The sequence below is a fragment of the Psychrobacter sp. 1Y6 genome (assembly GCF_052258385.2).
In the GTDB taxonomy this organism is placed as follows: domain Bacteria; phylum Pseudomonadota; class Gammaproteobacteria; order Pseudomonadales; family Moraxellaceae; genus Psychrobacter.
Window position 1 is genome coordinate 2863575 of record NZ_JBQQEW020000001.1, and the last position, 20927, is coordinate 2884501.

The 20927-nt window shown below is 42.0% G+C and carries 15 protein-coding genes; 2 read left to right on the forward strand and 13 right to left on the reverse strand.

Features of this window, described 5'->3' with window-relative positions:
• Positions 1 to 133: 133 nt before the first annotated feature.
• On the reverse strand, positions 134 to 2935 hold the full coding sequence (secA, locus tag ACTXGF_RS25650) for a preprotein translocase subunit SecA (RefSeq protein WP_102078073.1): 2802 nt from the start codon (positions 2933 to 2935) through the stop codon (positions 134 to 136).
• A 462-nt stretch (positions 2936 to 3397) separates the two neighbouring features.
• Here secA and mutS point away from each other — a divergent pair, with 462 nt between their 5' ends.
• Both mutS and fdxA read left to right on the forward strand, forming a co-directional pair.
• Entirely contained in the window at positions 3398 to 6496 is a 3099-nt protein-coding gene (gene mutS / locus ACTXGF_RS25655; protein WP_443533424.1) for a DNA mismatch repair protein MutS, read from the forward strand.
• Positions 6497 to 6702: 206 nt separating this feature from the next.
• Entirely contained in the window at positions 6703 to 7026 is a 324-nt protein-coding gene (gene fdxA, locus ACTXGF_RS25660) for a ferredoxin FdxA (RefSeq protein WP_443533422.1), read from the forward strand.
• Positions 7027 to 7159: 133 nt separating this feature from the next.
• Here the strand turns inward: fdxA and ACTXGF_RS25665 are convergent, their stop codons facing one another.
• The 12 genes from ACTXGF_RS25665 to ACTXGF_RS25720 form a co-directional block, all read right to left on the reverse strand.
• Complete coding sequence (locus ACTXGF_RS25665; RefSeq protein ID WP_160021088.1) at positions 7160 to 7666, reverse strand: pilin; 507 nt, start codon at positions 7664 to 7666, stop codon at positions 7160 to 7162.
• Positions 7667 to 7752: 86 nt separating this feature from the next.
• Positions 7753 to 9165 (reverse strand): sulfatase-like hydrolase/transferase, encoded by a 1413-nt coding sequence (locus ACTXGF_RS25670; protein WP_443533420.1) that lies wholly within the window; start codon positions 9163 to 9165, stop codon positions 7753 to 7755.
• Between the two features lie 21 nt (positions 9166 to 9186).
• Positions 9187 to 9930, reverse strand: a complete 744-nt coding sequence (gene tfpZ, locus ACTXGF_RS25675) for a TfpX/TfpZ family type IV pilin accessory protein (protein WP_443533418.1) — start codon at positions 9928 to 9930, stop codon at positions 9187 to 9189.
• 185 nt (positions 9931 to 10115) lie between these two features.
• Positions 10116 to 10613 carry a pilin gene (locus ACTXGF_RS25680; protein ID WP_443533416.1) on the reverse strand — a complete coding sequence of 166 codons (498 nt, stop codon included), beginning with the start codon at positions 10611 to 10613 and terminating at the stop codon, positions 10116 to 10118.
• Between the two features lie 320 nt (positions 10614 to 10933).
• Positions 10934 to 11434 carry a type IV pilin protein gene (locus tag ACTXGF_RS25685; RefSeq protein ID WP_443533414.1) on the reverse strand — a complete coding sequence of 167 codons (501 nt, stop codon included), beginning with the start codon at positions 11432 to 11434 and terminating at the stop codon, positions 10934 to 10936.
• Positions 11434 to 11997, reverse strand: a complete 564-nt coding sequence (locus ACTXGF_RS25690; RefSeq protein WP_443533412.1) for a type IV pilin protein — start codon at positions 11995 to 11997, stop codon at positions 11434 to 11436. The genes ACTXGF_RS25685 and ACTXGF_RS25690 overlap by 1 nt, the downstream gene beginning before the upstream one ends.
• Positions 11997 to 16556 carry a pilus assembly protein gene (locus ACTXGF_RS25695; RefSeq protein ID WP_443533410.1) on the reverse strand — a complete coding sequence of 1520 codons (4560 nt, stop codon included), beginning with the start codon at positions 16554 to 16556 and terminating at the stop codon, positions 11997 to 11999. Before ACTXGF_RS25695 ends, ACTXGF_RS25690 begins: the two co-directional genes overlap by 1 nt.
• Positions 16557 to 16727: 171 nt before the next feature.
• Positions 16728 to 17543, reverse strand: coding sequence for a PilX N-terminal domain-containing pilus assembly protein (locus tag ACTXGF_RS25700; RefSeq protein ID WP_443533409.1), 816 nt, complete (start codon positions 17541 to 17543; stop codon positions 16728 to 16730).
• A gap of 129 nt (positions 17544 to 17672) precedes the next feature.
• On the reverse strand, positions 17673 to 18707 hold the full coding sequence (locus ACTXGF_RS25705) for a PilW family protein (RefSeq protein WP_443533407.1): 1035 nt from the start codon (positions 18705 to 18707) through the stop codon (positions 17673 to 17675).
• Between the two features lie 2 nt (positions 18708 to 18709).
• Complete coding sequence (gene pilV / locus ACTXGF_RS25710) at positions 18710 to 19243, reverse strand: type IV pilus modification protein PilV (protein ID WP_443533405.1); 534 nt, start codon at positions 19241 to 19243, stop codon at positions 18710 to 18712.
• Positions 19243 to 19731, reverse strand: a complete 489-nt coding sequence (locus ACTXGF_RS25715; protein ID WP_443533404.1) for a pilus assembly FimT family protein — start codon at positions 19729 to 19731, stop codon at positions 19243 to 19245. The genes pilV and ACTXGF_RS25715 overlap by 1 nt, the downstream gene beginning before the upstream one ends.
• A gap of 325 nt (positions 19732 to 20056) precedes the next feature.
• On the reverse strand, positions 20057 to 20893 hold the full coding sequence (locus ACTXGF_RS25720) for a ComF family protein (protein WP_443533402.1): 837 nt from the start codon (positions 20891 to 20893) through the stop codon (positions 20057 to 20059).
• Positions 20894 to 20927 lie beyond the last annotated feature (34 nt).

Sequence of the window (20927 nt, forward strand, 5' to 3'; positions counted from 1 at the left end):
AAGTTTTAAGTTTGCATAAGTTATCTAACAGATATGAAAAAGCCCCTATCTACTTAAGATAAGGGCTTTTTCAGATAAAGGCTGTCTTTAATAGCAGTTCAATACATAGCTAATAACTTGCTATGATTAAAGACTAGATTTTACCATGGCACTGCTTGTACTTAAGACCTGATCCACAAGGACACGCTGCATTACGACTGATGTTCATACCTGCATATGGGTTTGGTTCATTAGCATTACTACCGTTACCTGCTATAGCAGCACCAACGCCAGCTGCCGCAGCACCGCTGTTTAGACTACGGTTTTGTGGTTGCGGCTGAGCAGCTGAACCACTCGCATTGCTATCCAAGTTATCTACATCGTCATGCTCGAACTGCATTTGCATATGGGCAGCGTTCTCACGTTGCTGAATTTCTAATGCTTCCAGTTCTTCCTTGGTTGGGATATGTACACGTGACAAGTCTTGTACAGTCTCAGACTTAATCGCACCAAGCATCATTTGGAACAATTCAAACGACTCACGCTTGTATTCTTGCTCAGGGTTTTTCTGTGCATAACCCCGCAGATGAATCCCTTTACGTAGCTGATCCATCTGCGTTAAGTGCTCTTTCCAATGCTTATCTAGACTCTGTAGCATGAAATGACGCTCAAGCTGAGCGGCGTCTTTTTCACCCATCTGCTCACGGCGACTGTGATAACGATCTATCGCCGTTTGAACGATTTTCTCACGCAGCCCTTCTTCATCCAGACGGCGATCTTCATCTAACCAATCATTAATCGGCATCGAGATTTTGAATTCGTCTTCTAACTCGTCTTCTAAGCCGTCAATATTCCACTGGTCGTCAATAGAGCCAGGTGGAATAAACTGATTGATCATCGCGTTATATACTTCATGATGCATCACTTCGATGGCTTCTAATAAGTCCATTTCTGCTAATAAATCATCACGCTGACCATAGATAACTTTACGCTGCTCATTGGCAACATCATCATATTTCAGTAGGTTTTTACGAGCATCAAAATCGCGACTCTCAACTTTGCCTTGCGCATTTTCGATCGATTTAGAGACCATTTTATGTTCGATGGCTTCATCTTCTTTGAGGCCCATCGCACGCATCATATTGACCACGCGATCGCCTGCGAAGATACGCATCAGATCATCTTCAAGCGATAGGAAGAAGCGTGACATACCAGGGTCACCCTGACGACCAGCACGACCACGTAGCTGGTTATCGATACGGCGTGACTCATGGCGCTCAGAGCCGATAATATGTAAACCACCAGCTGCTACGACTTGGTCATGTTTGACTTGCCATTGAGATTTTAGACGCTGCATCTCTTCTGGACTCACCGCATCGATATCTTCGATAAACGACTGCCAGTTACCACCAAGGATAATATCCGTACCACGGCCCGCCATGTTGGTGGCGATCGTGACTGATTTTGGGCTACCTGCCTGTGCGATAATTTCTGCTTCACGCTCATGCTGCTTGGCGTTTAGGACGTTATGTTTGACGCCCTCTTGGTCGAGCAAGTAAGATAATTCTTCACTGGCCTCAATCGTCGCTGTACCAACCAGTACTGGCGCGCCCTTGGCTTGAATTTCTTTAATTTCGCGAATGATGCCTTTGTATTTGCCTAACTTGGTTAAGAAAATCTGGTCATCCATATCGATACGAGCAATCGGCTCATGCGTTGGAATGACAATAACATCTAGATCGTAAGTAGATTTGAATTCGGCAGCTTCAGTATCAGCGGTACCCGTCATACCGGACAATTTGTCATATAGACGGAAATAGTTCTGGAATGTCGTGGTGGCAAGCGTTTGGTTCTCTGCTTGGATCTCAACGTTTTCTTTCGCTTCTACTGCTTGATGCAAGCCTTCTGACCAACGACGACCAGGCATAGTACGGCCTGTATTTTCATCAACGATGACCACTTCGCCTTCATCGACAATATAGTGAACGTTTTTGACAAATACGTGATGCGCACGGATGGCAGCTTGAACGTGAGCCAGAAGTGGCAGACGACTTGGGCTATATAAGCTTTCATTTTCACCCAGCTCGCCCACTTCGATTAAGAAGCGCTCGATTTTTTCGTAGCCTTTTTCACTGATCTCAATCTGGCGATTTTTTTCATCAATCCAGAAGTCTTCTTCTTCGTTGTTCTTGTTTGCTTCTTCATCTTTTGAACGAATCAGCACAGGAATAATCGTATTAATCAGCGCGTACATGCGTGATGAATCTTCAGCTTGACCCGAAATAATAAGCGGCGTACGAGCTTCATCAATCAAGATTGAGTCAATTTCATCGATAATACAAAAGTTTAGCGGGCGCTGTTTTTTCTCAGCAAGACTAAACACCATGTTATCGCGCAGATAATCGAAGCCGTACTCGTTATTGGTACCATAGGTAATGTCGGCTTGATAAGCTTCGATTTTTTCTTGTGGCGGCTGCTGTGAGTAAATCACACCAACAGTCATACCCAAAAATCCGAACAACGGACGGTTCAGCTCAGCATCACGTGCAGCCAAATAATCGTTAACCGTGACCAGATGAACCCCTTTGCCGCTGATCGCATTTAGGTACATGGCCAAGGTTCCCATTAGGGTCTTACCTTCACCAGTTTTCATCTCAGCGATTTTACCTTCGTGCAAGGTGATACCACCGATCAGCTGCACGTCATAGTGACGCATGCCATTAACACGTAACGATGCTTCGCGGCAGACAGCAAACGCCTCTGGCAATAATGCATCTAAGCTTTCGCCTTTTTGATGTCTGGCTTTAAATTCTTCAGTTTTTTGTTGTAGTTGCTCATCAGACAGGGCTTGTATTTCAGCCTCTCGTGCGTTGATCTTGCTGACCACTTTACGCATGCGTTTTAATTCGCGGTCATTTTTGGTGCCAACCACACTGCCTATAATCTTTGATAACATAATTTTTTGACCTATGGAATATTCGATAATTAGTGCGCATTAGCCAAAGCTTAGCTCTCTGCCTTGTCATCACCCGACTAAGTACTACCTAATTTAGTATCGCCCAATTAAGTGTGCCGTCATTATATATGGTTATGACGCTGATGGATACAAGGGCAACGAGTAGATATTTGCCACAGTAAAAACCTAGTAGGACGTGTTAAAATAGCGAATACCTTCTTAAATTTCTTAGCTTTTTTAGCGACTTTATTTATTTTTTACATTTTGATTTTTATAAGCTTGCTACCACTGCATCTTGGCTCAGAATTTGTCGTTAAGCCATTTATCTACAAGTGATTGGCTTATTGATAAAGCCAAAGCTCAAAGCTATACATCAAACTCATATATAAGAAAAATAACCCTTTAGTACCCCTATCACAAAATACTCATTACCACTCATTAAAGCACTATAAGAGACTCTGCATGACCGTAAAGCCATCTGGACAAAATCAGTCGTCAAATCCTAATCCATCAGAAAAACCCTTATCAAAACAAGAGAGCTCTGACTGCTTAAGTATAGGCGATGCCGTCTATAACCTAGCAGACCATACGCCGATGATGGTGCAATATCTAACCATGAAAGCCAACTATCCACAAGCATTGCTCTTGTACCGGATGGGTGACTTCTATGAGCTGTTCTTTGACGATGCTAAGCGTGCGGCGCAGATACTGGATATCACATTAACGCGCCGTGGTACGGATAAGGCAGGCAACACGATAGCCATGGCAGGTGTGCCGTTTCATGCAGCCGATAGCTATATGGCACGCTTGATCGCTGCTGGTCAGACAGTGGTTGTATGCGAACAAATTGACGAGTCGACAACTGGCAACGCTGATAATAAGTCTAATGTCCCTGCGATGGGCGACAAGCAAAAGAAAGACAAAAGCAAATCGGCGGCTGGTAGCATCATGCGCCGTGAAGTCGTCAAAACGCTGACAGCAGGTACTATTACTGATGATGCACTCATTGCACCAAACCATACACCGACTGTCGTTGCCATTGATATTGCTCATTTAAAAACGCAAGATAATAGCCAGACGTTACAAGCAGCTGTTAGCCAAATGGATCTAGCTGCAGGTACATTGACTACCCAGACGCTAATAGCAGATAAAAACGATATAGATGAGTTGCAAACTCAGATGCTGACGGTGTTGGCACGGTTTGCACCCAGTGAATGTATCATTAGTGAAGCACTCAGCGATAGTATTGGTGGCGTTGGCGGCAGCATTGGTGTCACTGATTCAGAGTGGCTACTGTGGTTACGACAAAATCTGGACTGCCCTATTATAGAAGTCGCTGCCAATGACTTTCATCGTGAGCATGCCAGTGACACGCTTTGTCAACAGTTCGAAGTGCAGCGTCTTGATGGATTAGGTATTCACGAGGCTCCACTTGCGCAAACCAGCTGTGCTGCGCTTATCCACTATGCGCGTCAGACTCAGCAACGCCACGTGCCACAAGTCAACCAACTCATTGTCGAGTACAGCGATGACTACCTAATTATCGATGCCAATAGCCAGCAAAACCTTGAGCTATTTACCCCTGTGAGTAGCAACGGAACGTCATTAATATCCGTGCTAAATCACTGTCAAACTCCGATGGGCAAGCGACTGCTCGTGCAGCAAATGAAACGTCCACTGCGTCAGCATTCACGTATCAATATGCGTTTGGACGCGATAGCATCTCTATTGAATACAGAGGGTCATTCAACCCAATCTGCTCAAAGCTCAAAAGATAGCTTACTGGTTACACGTTTACGAGAAACACTGAATACCATTGGCGATATTGAACGAATCAGCAGTCGAATCGGGCTAATGAGTGCCAAACCTCGTGACTTACGCAAGCTCGCCGATGGTATCGCTAGTGGTGCTCAGCTTACTACTCTATTGACAGCATCGGGAATCAGTCCTGAAGACGCTGGTCTATTGCCGATGTTGATGCAGCAATTGCCCGCCAGGCTGCCAGCTGTTCAATCCGTTGCCGAATTAATCGAGCGCGCTATTGTCATTGAACCGCCTGCTCATATCCGTGATGGCGGAATGCTAGCGGCGGGCTACGATGAAGAATTTGATCGCCTTACCCATTTGCATGACAATATCCAATCGACGCTAGACGAGATGGTAGAGCGCGCACGTCAAGACAACCAACTACCTAGTCTAAAAGTCGGCTTTAATAAAGTTAGCGGCTTCTATTTTGAATTGCCCAAGATGCAGGCAAAGAATGCCCCTGCCCACTTTATCCGTCGGCAAACGCTCAAAAGCAGCGAGCGCTTTATCACTGATGAGCTAAAGGAAGTTGAGACAGAATATCTAAGTGCACAGTCCTTAGCGTTAGCTCGTGAAAAGCAGCTGTATCAAGAGCTCTTAAATCAATTAAACCAACACTTGGCTGACCTACAACAGCTTAGCGCGGCTATCGCCCAATTAGATGTGCTAAGCAATTGGGCCCAGCTTGCCATGACGTATAACTGGCAGCGCCCAATCATGGGGCTACATACAAAAGACCAAAGCGAATCGGTGGCCAAAAATCAAACCAACATTGATATTCGTCAAGGTCGTCACGTTGTGGTTGAAGCGGCATTAAATCAAACCAACGCGAACAATAGGAATAGTAATTTATTAAGTACAAACCACTTCGTTGCCAATGATTGTGCGCTAGGCAGTCTCGAAAGCCCAGAAAGATTACTTCTGATTACCGGCCCTAATATGGGTGGAAAATCTACCTATATGCGCCAAACGGCTCTGATAGTACTACTTGCTCATTGCGGCAGCTTTGTACCTGCCGAATATGCACATATCGGTGATATTGATCGTATCTTTACGCGTATTGGCTCAGCCGATGATTTGGCAGGTGGCAAATCGACCTTTATGGTAGAGATGATTGAGACAGCCAATATCTTAAATCAAGCTACCAATAAATCACTGGTATTAATGGACGAAGTCGGACGTGGTACTGCCACTACTGATGGTCTTGCCATTGCTCATGCCTGTGTCAATCGCCTAGTCGAGATTGGCTGCCTGACATTATTTGCCACTCATTATTTTGAACTGACGCAATTGGGACAGACAAGTGACGAGATTCGTAACGTCCACGTCGCCGCCAGTGAAGTCGACGGTCAACTATTGCTATTGCATCAGATAAAAGATGGTGCAGCAAGTTCTAGCTTTGGGCTGCATGTCGCAAAAATGGCGGGCATCCCTACTCAAGTGCTAAATGATGCTAAGCGCTATTTAGTAGACAACTTACAGTTAGACGATTTAACCGTAGATAAAGCACAAACTATTGATGATAAAAATGAATTAGCTAAGTCAGTAAAGGATAAACGGCAAGAGAGTTATAATGATGCTACTCTCAATCAAGAAGCAAGTCATACTATTCAAGCGGCAGACACATTGAACAATCCAAAACAAAATCAGCTATTTAGCTTACAAGATGAGCTGAGCATGATTGATCCTGATAGTCTAACGCCCAAGCAAGCGCATGATTTACTTTATCATTTGAAGAAAATCATTAGTCATTAAAGGGAATTGTCAAAATGTAGTAAAGGCGCTAAAATACGCTTTATTTTCCAACTATTCTTTGTAGCCCTTATAGTTGATTTAATTTAAAAGAATTACAATGCAGCTATGCGCAGAGGTATAAATAATACTTCAGGCAAGGCTGACACGATAATTATTTTGAAAGCGATTGACTATATCAGCCAATCCAATAACAGGTAGACCTCACTATGACCTTTGTCGTTACAGATAACTGCATTCTTTGCAAATACACCGACTGTGTAGAAGTCTGTCCTGTGGACTGCTTTTATGAAGGGCCGAACTTCCTCGTTATCGACCCTGATGAGTGCATCGATTGTGCGCTTTGCGAGCCTGAATGTCCTGCCAATGCGATTTTCTCAGAAGATGAGGTGCCCAAAGGACAAGAGATATTCATTGAGCTTAACGCTGATCTGGCACAAAAATGGCCAAACATCACAGAGATGAAACCACCAATGCCAGAAGCGGAAAAGTGGGATGGTGTGGAAGGTAAAATTCAGTATTTAGAGAAGTAATTGTATCTTCAGTTCTACTCAATATATTTAGACAATAAAAGGCCACCTAATAGCGATATGCTGTTAGGTGGTTTTTTTATAATTAACGAGAATTGGTTAGTCTAACTTTCTATAAGATATAAAATCCAAACAACTAATAAGCTCCCGTACATGAGCTAGGTAAATACTGAGTAGGAATAGTGGTACCATCTGTTGCTGAACCACAACGCCAGCCAGCAATGGTTTTCCCACCATCAGACGTACCGACCAATTCGGTAGTACCTGCTTGTATAGGGACAAGCGTCAATGTATTAGTTGCCACACTTAAAATTGGCAGATTAGCTTCATCAGCTGAAACTGTGATTACACCGTTGGCATCCACTGTAGCGCTTTTCACATATTTAGTAGTGATAAAAGTACATGTATTAATCAGCTCAGCTGATACATCGGTGTTTGAGGCTTGCTGTATACTTTCGGTTACTGAAGTTCGACACGAATAAGCAGCCAATACTAGTTCGGTAACTTGTGCTCTAACAGAGTAATTTTGATAGATAGGTAAGGCTATTGCGGCCAAAATACTTATAATAGCGATAACTACCATTAACTCTAGTAATGTGAAACCAATTTGAGCCTTTGAAAAATTATTTGAACTAAAAGACATGATAATATTAGACCGCATTATTACTGATACTATATTTCACTGCATACTATGTGCCATTCTTTCTAAAGTAAAAACCACTCCAATTATTATTTTATTTTATAATGCAGCCATGTGACTGACAAATGCTCATACTCTTTAATTTTTATTGCTCCATCAATTAAAGGCGGCACATGATCACCTACTAATATAACCTCGACACCTTTCATTTCAGGAAGAGTATTGAGCTTCGCCAAACCTTCAAAGAACTGTGCTTGTAGAGTCATGTTTCTACAAACCTCGTTGTCTTCAATATAATAGTATTTACAGTCGAGACGTTTACTATAAATGTCTTTTTTTGCATATGGTGCATGTGAAGTAAGCGTCATCCAATAAAAGAATGCTGACCTATCAGCTTCAAAGTAATGTTTGATTATTGGAAAAACTTCATCATCACAGACTCCGTTGAAAGCGCTACATCGCTCTGCTTCGATAATATTTTCAGAAAGAATAACATTTTCGAACCCTGCTTTTTTGTACCAGCTGAATCGATCATATAACTTACCACTTGCACCATGTAAAGCCGTCGTTTGATAACCTTGTTCCGCCAAAATCTTAGGTAAGCAAAGAGGAAATCTTGAATCAGGGACTAACCGTAACCCAAAACCCTTCATATCTTTAGCACAAAGTTCTTTGATTTCAGCTCCTACAGTGAAAGAAGGTGCTTCAAAAAAACCGCTATTATAATAGTCGAATAAATGTTGTTGCTGATATAAAGGCTTTAGAATTTCTTTCTGAAGGTCAGGATTAGAAGCTGCGCCTAGTGACTCAACAATAATAAGTAGGATTTTGTCATTCAATGGTACATCAAGCTTGGACACAACGCGTTCGAATTTGCTAGGAGAAAAAGAAGTCATGACTCCAGCCTCTTTGAAAAATACTGAATCTTGAAGTTCGAGATAAAGCTCAATCTGACTTGCAGCAATATAATTGTTTTCAGAGCCAAACGTTAACTTTGATCCTGTACTATATTCGATATCACTCATAGATATTAAGTAAGTTAAAAGCAGTACACCACCACCAGCTATTAAAGCATGTAGATTGTCTATCGGTTTCACAAAAAATTTGATTAAAAACGGAAATGAGAGAGTATAAATAAAAGCAGCTAATATAAATATTATATAGCGTATAGGACCTTCTAGTATAAACGGTGAAAGATATATAACTCCTTCTAAGTCCATAAATGGAAATAACTGTATAACAAACATAGCTATATCAGGAATAGTCATAATAGCTAAGCTAATGAATCCAAGCCATTGAAAAAACCTATGGTTTAATAGAATTAATACAACTGGTAAGACATAATCTATATTTAATAACGGTCTAGAGGTTCCAGTAATAGCACTTATTACTAGAAAAATAAGATTAGGAAGTAAAATAAGTAATATTGCACGAATGATTTTACTAGATTTTATGGGAGGTAACGGTAACTTATATTCTTTAGACCATATAGATTCAGACATTAAGGATAAACTCTTATTTTATTACCAAGGACGTAAGTCTATAGTTTTGATTACTGTTCCGCCGCCTTCTTTATCGATAAGTACTGTCATATCAACAGCATTCGCTTTGAGCGGTAAAAAGCTATCTGCCGTTGGATATTCTTCCAGAAACTTGTTAACTTCTACAGAATTGTTATATTGATTTAAAAGTTTTATATCTTTGCTATTTTTTATTATTAAAGATTTAGCCAACTTAAAGTCATTATAAAACTTGGGTCTTTGGGCGGGACTAATATTATATGTCAGCTCATCAAGTGTCGAATCCAACTTTTCACTAGCATTAAGCCTAGCTAAATCAACATAAATATATTCTAGACCAAATTTTGATAGATGGTAGGTTTGTTCATTTGCTTCGAGAATGTCATTGGCTCGAACTAGCTCAAATCTATCAACCACATAGGCAATCAAGACGGGACGCGACTGATAAATGGAATATAAACCATAAGCTAAGGCACTCAACTGAATTATTATTATTATCGTCAAATCCATTTTTAGCGTTTTTTTATGCTTTTTATACACGACGAAAGTTAATAATGGACCTAATATTAAATCCACTATCAGTATCATAGTGAAAATCTTACCAGTATCAGTCGCCTTAAATAGGGGCGCAGGATACCATAAGAGGTGTATCATGATATAAGCTACTAATACCATTACTAAGCTGATTATGAGGTGAATAGCAAATGCTTTTAACTTATCTTTAAACATTTTTGAATCATAACGCATAATAAACTCATTACAATTTAAACATCCATAAAATTAGAATAGTAAGGAAAACAAGTGCAAGTGCTACAACATAATTAATACTTGCCTAAAACCACAGTATGCCTTATTAAGCCTTTTATACATAAAAAAGCCAAACATGACGTTTGGCTTTTTTATGACTTTGATTAAAGCTCAAATAATACTAATTAGCGGCAAGATGTTGGTAAGTATTTAGCTGCAATACCATTGGTAGCACCAGACTTACATTCCCAAGCTACAACTGGCTCTAGAGTTGCACGATTAAAGCTTGCTTTATCAGCTGCATCTGTAGCAGCCGCATCAACATAAGGTACTAAGTCAAGATTTACGTTAGTAGTGCCTAATTGGCTAATATTTTGTGCTGCTACGGTGATAACACCAGCTTCACTAGTTTTAATACTTTTTACATATCTTGAAACAGCTGCTGCTGAAGAGCTAACAGTCTCTCCACAACCGAAACCGTTAGCTGTAGCATCAGCTTTCAGACCAGTCTGCGAAGCTTCTGTAATTGCAGTACGACAGGTAGAGGCAGCTAATACCACTTCACTCACTTTTGCACGAGCTGTGTAATCCTGATAAGCAGGTAGAGCGATCGCTGCCAAGATACCGATAATGGCAATAACGATCATTAGTTCGATTAAGGTAAAACCTTTTTGTGTGTTCATAAGAACTCCTTTTGGGGTATATAAAGATAATTGGCTAGTAGCGCATTTTTTATCTTTAGGGATATAATAAATTTCTTTCTTACTATAACTGTTGCAGGTAACATGCCAAAACTAAGATATTATTATTTTTATAACTAAAGCAGGGCTGTCACTCTTAAAATCGGCATTAATAAGACAATTATTGTCTAAATCATCCTAAACTGTGTTATTAATGTTGCTATTAACCTACTGAAAATTGTCAGTTTAATTAAATATTAGTAGCAATCAGTAAGTATAGATGACAAAATTTGTCAGTCCTCCATAAAAACGCGTAAGACTTGCTATTTATTCCACTCATCATTGGTACCGCAAGTATTAACTGTTTTAATCACTCTACACTTTACGCCTACATAATTGAGCGTCATTCTACCGTCATTAGCCATTTGACTGCCTGCTATTGGCGTCGCGGTAATGATCCATTCGGACGTCAAAGGACCTAGCGGAGGCAGTGGATTTGGTGGCGGCGAAACTGGTACAACTATTGTTTCGACAGTAACGTTATAAAGCGCAGTGCCCTGCTGAGGATAATTACCAGTAAGTCCTGTTCTTAGCGCGTTGCTATAACTGCCTTGAGCGAGTTTACGGCTTTCTATCATTGAAGCAATATTTTGCATTTCAGTCATCATATCGGCACGTTTGGTCTTGATGACATAGCTTTGATAGCTCGGATAAGCAATGGCAGCGAGCACACCGATGACAGCAACGACTATCATGAGCTCTATTAATGTAAAACCGCGCTGATATTCTAGGGTTTTTTCCTGCTTATGATGATGTCTTACCATTACCACTCCTCCTGATTATTGCCGCAGGTATTCGCTGTAATGGCGATACTAGCTGTGTTTTGACAGCGTACCCCTGTACTGGTCATCAGCATTTTATTCGCTTTCTGAAAAGTTCCTGTACTATTCGGAATGGCCAGCATTTTCCACGTTCTACCCGTCGCGTTATCGATACCTGTGCCAGTGGTCACCAGTGATTGAGTAGGGTCAACACCATCGACGAGGGTTATTTGATAGCGATGAGTAGTGGCATTACTACCTTGTGGCACATAGATGGTCGTGTTGTTCGCATCATAACCATAGCTTGCTTCGTTATTGGCGCTATTAATCACCTGTGGTCTAAAGCCTTTATAAGTCAATGCCGAGGAGCGCCACCGCTCTAGCTGTAACTCTAGCTGTAGCATTTTGGCTTGGACATCACGCTCAGCATTTTTTATCACATATTGCCGATAGCTAGGAATGGCAATAGCCGCCAGTACAGCGATAATCACCACGACCACCATCAGCTCTATGAGAGTAAAGCCTTGACTACCGCGACGGACTATATTGCGACCCTTAATTTGCATTATTTACCCTCATACCATTGTGTTGGTTTTAGGACGAAGCGTTCTGTATTGACCAGATCAGGCATAGAGCCATCACCATACGCTTGCTTTGGATCGTTTGCTGGGTTGTTGTCGCCATCTCCACTACCACTAGGGCTCGTACCTTTATTGGTATCTGTGCCATACCCTACTCGCGCGTCATCTAGTGCGCGCTCATCAAGCGTTCGGTTACCGAGCAACACAGTCGCATTTAGATTGTCTTTATTAACCGCTCCAAGACTAAGCTCTTGGATACCTTTACCTGCTGGGGTAAAGCCACCAGTACCCGTTGTAGACATGTCGTTCATACAAATGCCATATGGTAGGCAATACAGCTGATACTCTGAGCCACCTAGTGTCTGTGCATTACAGGTGTTGTCTTCGCCGTAGGACATATTAGGGTCATAGGCAGACATGTACAGATAGTTGTTGATGACACGATAATCGCCCATCGCTTTAACATCTGATACATTCTCAAAACCTGCGAAACGTGTGAGTGGGTAGTACCAACCGTGCTTTTTGTTACTGCCTGTACCGAGCATCATATTGCTCGCTAGACCCAGTTTTTGCTTACAAAGAGTAGAGTAAATAAAGGCGCCGCTTGCGTCAGTCTTGTCGTTACCTGCTGTGTCTTTTTCTGGTCTGCAGTATTTGCCAATCATATTTGCATCGGTGCTAGCAGTGGTAAGCTTGGCACCACCGAGCTGTTCTAGATGGTCTTCATTCAAATCGTTTAACGTGAGTGTTGCATTCGCTTTGCCGTCATCACCGAGGTTCAGTATGTCTGCATGAGTGACATCTGTATCCATAATGCCATACAAGCGATTGGCAATTGCTTGAGTATCGCGGCGCTCAGATAGTGGCGAACTACGATCGCCTGATGCGACATTGACTAGAGCAAATATTTTGTTTTGATTGTCTTTGTAGAAGCTGACTACTGGACGGTTATAGAAGCGATAAGACAGACCTTTTGTGGTATTGCCACGTACCTTACTTGATGCATCTAAGACTCTTACCACGCGTACTTCTTTAAACGCCTTGTCTTTTTCGTTGATAAAGTCAGCGCGGAAGACGTTGCCACCTAAATCAGCGAAATATAGGTGATCGAACAAACCATCATTGTTACGATCGAGCGGTGTGACACCAGCAACGATACTATGGTATTGATCGCTCTCCCATGCCCATAACTGTTCGCCAGTCTTGGCATCTGTGATATAGATAGAGCTGCCTTTGGCTTTAGCGGCTTTAGTTGGCACATACTCTGGGTCTTCATATTTCATGTCATAACCACCACCAAATATGATGACATCTTTAAATTTGGTGTCACTTGCCCCTTCATTTAGACGAGCGGTGGTTACCTGATTCCATATTTGTCCGACATTGGCATAACTCTTACTGGCTGTATTGGCCACATTGGTTTGTACGCCAGATTTGTTTTGATGCAATCGCGCAGTATCAGGGCTATCGACGTCTGGGGTAATACTGAACAATACTTTTGGTTTATCTTTATCAGCCAAATCTAGAGCGTATAGACCGTCACCACCCATGCGAAAGCCACCATAAGCAGCCATCGGCAAAAAGTTACTGGTATTGGTTGCACTATCCAAGTCAGCACCTGTTGGCTTATACAGCTCGACTTTGCGACTCTTGCTATCGCCTGTCCCAGTCGCTTGATAGCGATACTTTGCACTCACAAGCCAAGGGGCATCAACGCCAAAGCTTAAAGTGCCTTCAGCCCCTTTGATTAACGCTTTTGGCTGCTTGCGGAACATCTCCTGCAGTACAAGTGCCCACTTCTCTTCACCAGTATCTGCATCTACCATGTGCAGCGCGCCATCCATAGAGCCAAACAACAGGTAATCATCACGGTTATCAGCCGTTACTTTACCCATCTCATCGACTTCGGCACCATAAGAAACCAAGGTAGGCTTTGAATGAATAATACCGCCTACTTGACGAATAGCTTCAGTCGGTAAGTGGTTTTGCATTCTAAACTGAAAAATAAAGGTAGTATCTAACGGATCATTAAAAGGAATGTTATAACCTAGGAAATTTAACAGTAAACGCTTGTTTTGTAAAAGTGTGCGCCCACCAGTGCTATATACAGGATCATTGACTATAGGAAAGCCGAAAGGCTCACCACTATCGCCGACACCAATTTTGACAACACCCTCTGCAATAGCTGCTCCCGCAGAACCGATGTAGTTTTCAACAAACACATTACGTGTACTAGCAGGCGAGCTAAGATCTGGGGCTATCAACTTGGCATAGAACCCACCACTGTTGATGGCTGAGTTGGCTAGTCCAGGCACTGAGGTCTGTTGCCATATATCAGCTGTCGCATCTCTTAATGCACCGCTATTGTCAGCATACAAGCGGCCATTTTTGCCATACAAGGTACCGTTTTTGGTTTCGTATTTTTTGAGGTTACCTGGCCATACCATAAAAGCATCGCCAACTTTTGGCTCAAGCATGGGCAGATAAGCATAAGGCAAAGTAGTGCCCGTTTGATAAGGGTCTTCTGGTACGCTAATGGTACCGGCAGGTGTTGTTGTAATGGTTGTATTTAAATCGGCAATAAATGTCTTTACACTGTCAGAAATATCTGTGGATTTTTTGGCATAGAAAAAGCCACCATTACCATAATCGGGCCCGCCCCACTTACAAGCATTTTTCGCATCTAAATTGGTTGCAGCATCGCAATCATAGGTTCCGTCTTCTTTTTTAGGAACTACGCCAGCTTCTTCATCAAATACAGAGAATGATGAGCCAAAGCCTGCCACTGCTGTTCTAATGCTGGCACCAGATGGGTTTGATGACTTGTTATACAGCTTTTTAGCATATTCACCAATATACTCCCATCCACCTGTCTCACCAACGAAAAGGTTAGACTGAAGTTTTGGCGATACCAACCCCGTCGGTGTCCCACTGATCGCATGGGCAGTGGTTAATGATTGGTTCATAATAGCGCGTGCCATTGCAGGCTTGGTCGAGTTTGGCGCGCCATCTGTTAAGAAGTAAATACCATTACTATCGCACATCTCTGTACTACTACCTTTGATATAGGCATTACCACTAGAGTTTTTGGTATCTGCTGCCGAATACCTTAGACCACCTACCATGTTTTCTGTGCCAGGGCTTAACGAAAATGGACTGGTTCGATAAGATACTAGGCCTCTTATACCATCACCATAGTTCCATACAGTACCAACGATAGGTTCAATATCTAGTGGCTCTTCCTCAACCTTTAACCAACCACCATAACGCCAGCCAACGGGTAGCGCTTCATAGGTATCCCATATGCTACCTATTGAAACATCTTTACCAGTTAAACTTTTTATCTTTGTTTTAAAATCAGACTGGCTCGTAATACTATTCCATCCGCCTGATCCATTAGGATAATAAATACCATTATTGACAGTACCCTGAGCGATATTACCACCATCACGTCCTGGCCAGTTATTCACGCACTGTTCAACCACAGCTCCAATTGCTGAAGTTTTATTAGGCCCTAACTCAATACAAACAAAGTATACTTGCTTGTCATCAGTAACAGATTTCTGCTTGACCATATAACCATCATAGATGATGCCAACATTTTTGACAGAAGTGATACTATTGTCCACACCAGTACCAGTGCCCATCATATAAGCGCCCGCTTCTGCATAAGCATGAGCAGTAGGTGTACCACTCGAAGATTTGGTAACGTTCGGATAGCTGTTACTAGAAAGCTTGAGGTTAGAGTTTGCAGAGCCATCCTCATTGGTGGTGGTATCAAGCGACTTAAAGCCTGCCAAGGCTTTTATGATTCTCTTACGTTGCTCTGTGGTCAGAGGCGCTGAGGGTACCAGTATTCGACCAGAGTGACCATCAACCAGCACGTTAGTCGCTGTACCAATTGTGATTGGTAATCCAACATTAGGCTCTGCCTTTGAAGAAAAATGTCCAAGTCCCATATGGACACTATTGCTAATTTCATCACTTGCTAATAGTGGTATTAGTGCATCTTTTAGACGCGACAGACGGTCAAACTCTTTAATGCCATTCTTTTCACAACCACGCATATAATAGGTAACAGACTCACCTCCGATAGTGACTGTTTTCATTTTAGAGGTACTACCAGTTGATGGATCTATCAGATTGTAGGCCCATTCAAAAATATTGTGCGTAGCACTTCTAGTGTTATTGTATTCTGCTACCTTAACACGTGAACATAATGGTGCATCAACATCACCAGGGCTACCATATTTATTATTCTTAGGAACAACCAATGAGCTGATACCCATCGACCCTGAGGTATCAATCATCATCATGAGATTGGTTCGAGCAGTCTTTGCAGGTTGATAAATACTCAAATCACCAATACGGCTAGTAGACCCATCTTGATTGACCGCTGCTTGAGACATCGTCATGCACATCATACCTAGTACCGCAGCACTTAAGCTAGAGATGCGCCACCATGAGTTACGCACCTGCTGAGCATTAGATGGGGCAGCCGTCACTGCTGATGCATGATAACGATTGAGGCGTTTGAGTTTCATAAGGTTATCTCCTGAGCACGGCTAAGATAGACGCGATGATATATAGGGTAATGCAAATATAATATAAAAATTAATTGTATATTTGGTATAAAGCAATAATAAAACGAAGTTATATTGTTGCCTTTAAATAAACATCTTCTGACTCATCGCAGTATTTGTGAGTCTTTGCTATTAGATATCATTACATAATGAGCTAGCACTGCCTGTGCCATTACTCTTGCCAAAATAGGTGCAGTACTCACTGCTCTTTGTATTAACTACGTCGACTTGCTCTACCACCATCTTATTGGGTATGTTGTTGTTAATCATACACTCTGTCACACCACCACTATCTATCGAAGCATCTTTGGCAAAACAATCATAAATCTTGGTAGTATCTGCATTACCATAAGCAGGAAGAACTGACGTCGAGAACATCTCAAAGGTATGCATTTTTGATGTTTTGGCATCTGAATCTGAGCCTAAATCCATATGTTCAAATGCTTCAGAGTTTGCTGTACTGCTGACGTCTTTTATCATGACTTGCGTCATCGTGGTATTACGCGCGCTGGTATAGTCACCTGCGTTCTCTGGATTACAGTAGCCCTCATTATTCGATAACAACTTACCCGAACCACGGCGTATCACAGAATTATCGACATTAAAAAATGCTGAGCGCGGACGGTAGCAGAAATCAATAACATCATTATTGGCACCATCATTAAGAATATAATGCCCAAAAATGCCCGTAAAACCCATGATTTTTATGTGCTCATCACCGCTAGGAGGTCCATTTACCGTGACTTCAATCTTGTTATTTACACTGTCAGAAGATTGCAGCAAGATGGTGTTTATCTGATCGCTGGTCGCAAGCTTTAAGTCAGTGCTACTGTTGCGTACTGCAATGACACCCACAAGCATAATCAATACCAAAAACAGTAGCACTACAATCAAGACAGCGCCATGCTGATGAGATAACCCTATAGGGTATGAGCGATTCGTTTTCATAATTGATTACTGCCTTTATTTAGGTAGCTATAACGAGTATATGGTATTTAATGATATCGATAAATCAAACATTAACTGATGCGCCTTAGCCACTTGATGAAACTGAACGCTTGGTATTCATCGTTACTGTTATCCGCCTGTGCCTGTGCCTGTGCCTGTGCCTGTGCCTGTGCCTGTAGCATTGTCAATCACACGCATAACGCGAGCATTACGTAATAAAATATTAGACTCATAGACACGGCGTAGATATTTTGGTGCGTTAGTTTGTGCTTTTAGTGTTTGTGTAGTGCCTAATATACCAAAGGTTTCAGCACTAGTTTCAGGACTATTGGCAGTACTACGAGCGAGAATGGCCAGCTTTATATTGGTAATAGGTGGCTTGCCAGCACCTAAAGCCATATAGTCTTTAACCGTCATATCTGCATACTGCGCTGTCGTTACACCACCTACTACTAATGAGCGCTGTATGCCTAAGCGAATATTGAACTGGTCTATGTTTTCGATGATGGTCTGCCCTGCATCAGTGAAGCTAGAGACAGTGCCATCACTTGCTATACGTCCAGCATCACAATTGAGATTTAGGTTTTTTCTGGCACTGCCTGTCGGTACCGCACTGCCCTCTGTCACAAAATAACGGCTGATGACTCGTGCATCTACTGGAATTTCTGCACCCTCACAGTCAAATAATGGGCGTCCAGTTCTATTGATATATTGAATCGTTAACTGATCACTTTTCACATCCGTATTGGATAAAGTGCCGTTCCATTTATCATCACCGCTACCACTTGCATCCATGTCTTCACTACGGGTTAAATATCCTACCCCCAAGTCATCTTTGGTGATTAGATTAACAGTAGCATTGGCATCTTTACTGCTTGTGAGCACTGCACCGCCTAATGCCGTGGTATCATTGATCGCGATGCCAGCATTACCCAAATTGGCAAGCCTAATTTGAGGCTCAATCGCTTGTAAGCCAAATACCGCTTTGTCTTGTATGTCTGAGCCTGCCGTTTGAATACGATCGACACGCTGACTGGTGATAAACACCTGTATGACAGCTGCAGATATTAGCAAGCCTAATACCAGCGATATCATAAGCTCAATGAGCGTAAACCCTTGCTGAGCGATACTACTGCTTTGGTTAGCTGGTGAGTTATTACTCATAATCAATAAGCCTCAATTATGCTACAGGTGCTACCACTTTTATATATACCACTCTCTGTAGCGCATGCCTTGTCATCACCGTTACTCAGTAGAGGCTTGGTATCTCCCCATGCAGCAATAATACATTTAACTTCAGAAAAACTAACCGTTGCTGTGCCTGGACAGGTAACCATTTTGGCTTCTATCCCATAACCCTTTAGCTTGTTCACTGCTATCTTGGCTTCTTTGGCTGCGATTTGCACATCGGTACAGCTGTCTGCCAAAGATAAGCAGCTACCGACACCAATGGTGGGCTCGGTCGTTACAGGATCATTGACCGCGTCTTCATAAGTATCTAACTGCAAAGAGTTAGATCGCATGTTTTCTGATAACCCTCGTATGACACTCATCGCCTGTGTGCGTACAAGACTTTCATCTGTTGCGCTGATTGCCCGTAGTTGCAAAGCACTAAATCCCAAAACGGCAACAGACAACAGAAGGACAGCAACCAATACCTCTACCAGTCCAACGCCTCGCTGGGAACTTTTGATATTCATTAGCAACTCCCCCCAGATCTTATTGAGATATTAGCCAGTGCATTTACTTCAATCTGTTGAGGGCTAGCAGCGTCATTGCTATCACAAATGGTATAAGTACGTGCTGTGGTGACACGCTTACTGGGCTCAAAAACAGTTGTCACCGCTGTATCTGGTTTGATAGTGCTGCTGCTGTTATAGCTATAACTTGAGATAGCAGTAGAGCTAGGAGCAGTGATGGTGATTACTTTGGGTGTACTAGTATTGTTGTAGCTCAAAGTAATATTTTGACGGCGAATGACACTCTCCACTCTTGCTTCTTTTAATGCATTAGCAAGAGTAGCCGTAGTCGACTTTACGCGCTGATTGGCTAGTTGGGTACTGATATTAGGCGCCGCAATACCTGCAATAATGGCAAGAACAGCAATCGTTACCATCAGCTCAATCAAGGTAAAACCTGAGCTTACGTTCTTTAGCTTAGGTAGTGGAGTGTTCAAAGATGCATTCACATCGTGTTCCTATTTAAAACTGCGATTATCTGTCTTTTACTTATGGCATATTGATTATTAGTATCTTATATTGTTGCCTTACTACCATGATTTTCTACATATATTTATTTAATAACATGCAATTTTCATTCCACGATATCTAATAAATACCATCTAGAAATGACTATAGGCGCTTTCTGGCCTCCTTCACTCATATGTTAGCCCGCCAAAAGATAACTTAGACATCTAACTCAGAACAACAAATTAGTATACATAAATATAACAATATAGCTTTAAGGAAATATATTAGCAATAATTAGATATTACTGATAAAGATATATTGGGTTTAGGATTTGCTGCCATGTGCTAATACGTAAGCAGAAATTTGATAGCTACTATGGCTGCTAGCCGTTGCTGATTTTACTGCTGCAGGTGGAATGAACGCTTGCGCTAATGCTTGTAAGCTTGCACCTGTGGTAGATACGTCATCGAATAGTAGTAAGCGTTTTGTAGGGGGCTTTTCGATTAGAGCAAAGGCATTATCTAAGTTACTAAGACGTTCGGCACGAGTCAGTCCTTGCTGACTAACTGTATCGTCAATACGCTTGATGCCTTGCCATAAAGGAATTTGCCAATGTTTAGACAATTGGGCAGATAGAATACTGACAGGATCGAACCCACGTTTGACCAATCGTTGACTTGTCGTTGGCATAGCAACAATCACGCTGTTATTGCGATAACAACCGTGTGGACGCGGTAATTGACGTATGGCATGTAATAGTAACGGCAATTTCGTCATATCCTCTTGATGCTTAAATGCTCGGATAGCTTGACGTATTGGATACTCGTAGTAAGTAGAGGCTTGGATAGATAGAGATATACTAGGAGCGATATCCACTTCAAAAGGTCTTGGTAACCAAGTGATATCGTTGTGACAGTGATCACAAAGTAAACCACTGCTCAAATAGCTGTTTGCTTGATGAATGATATCAGTAAGAAAAGAGTGTTGCTTTAAGGCTGTCCGTGTAGGCGGCGTATCCGCTATATTGTGTAGGCTAGATGGCGCTTGATGCTGCAATAGTTGCGATTGCGGTGTACTACGATAAATACGGCATAGTTGGCAGCGCATATCCATATACTCTGCCAACCACAGTCCAGTTTGATAAGGCGCTAAACAGCGCATAAACTATTATTTTTCATAACTTATAATAAATTCC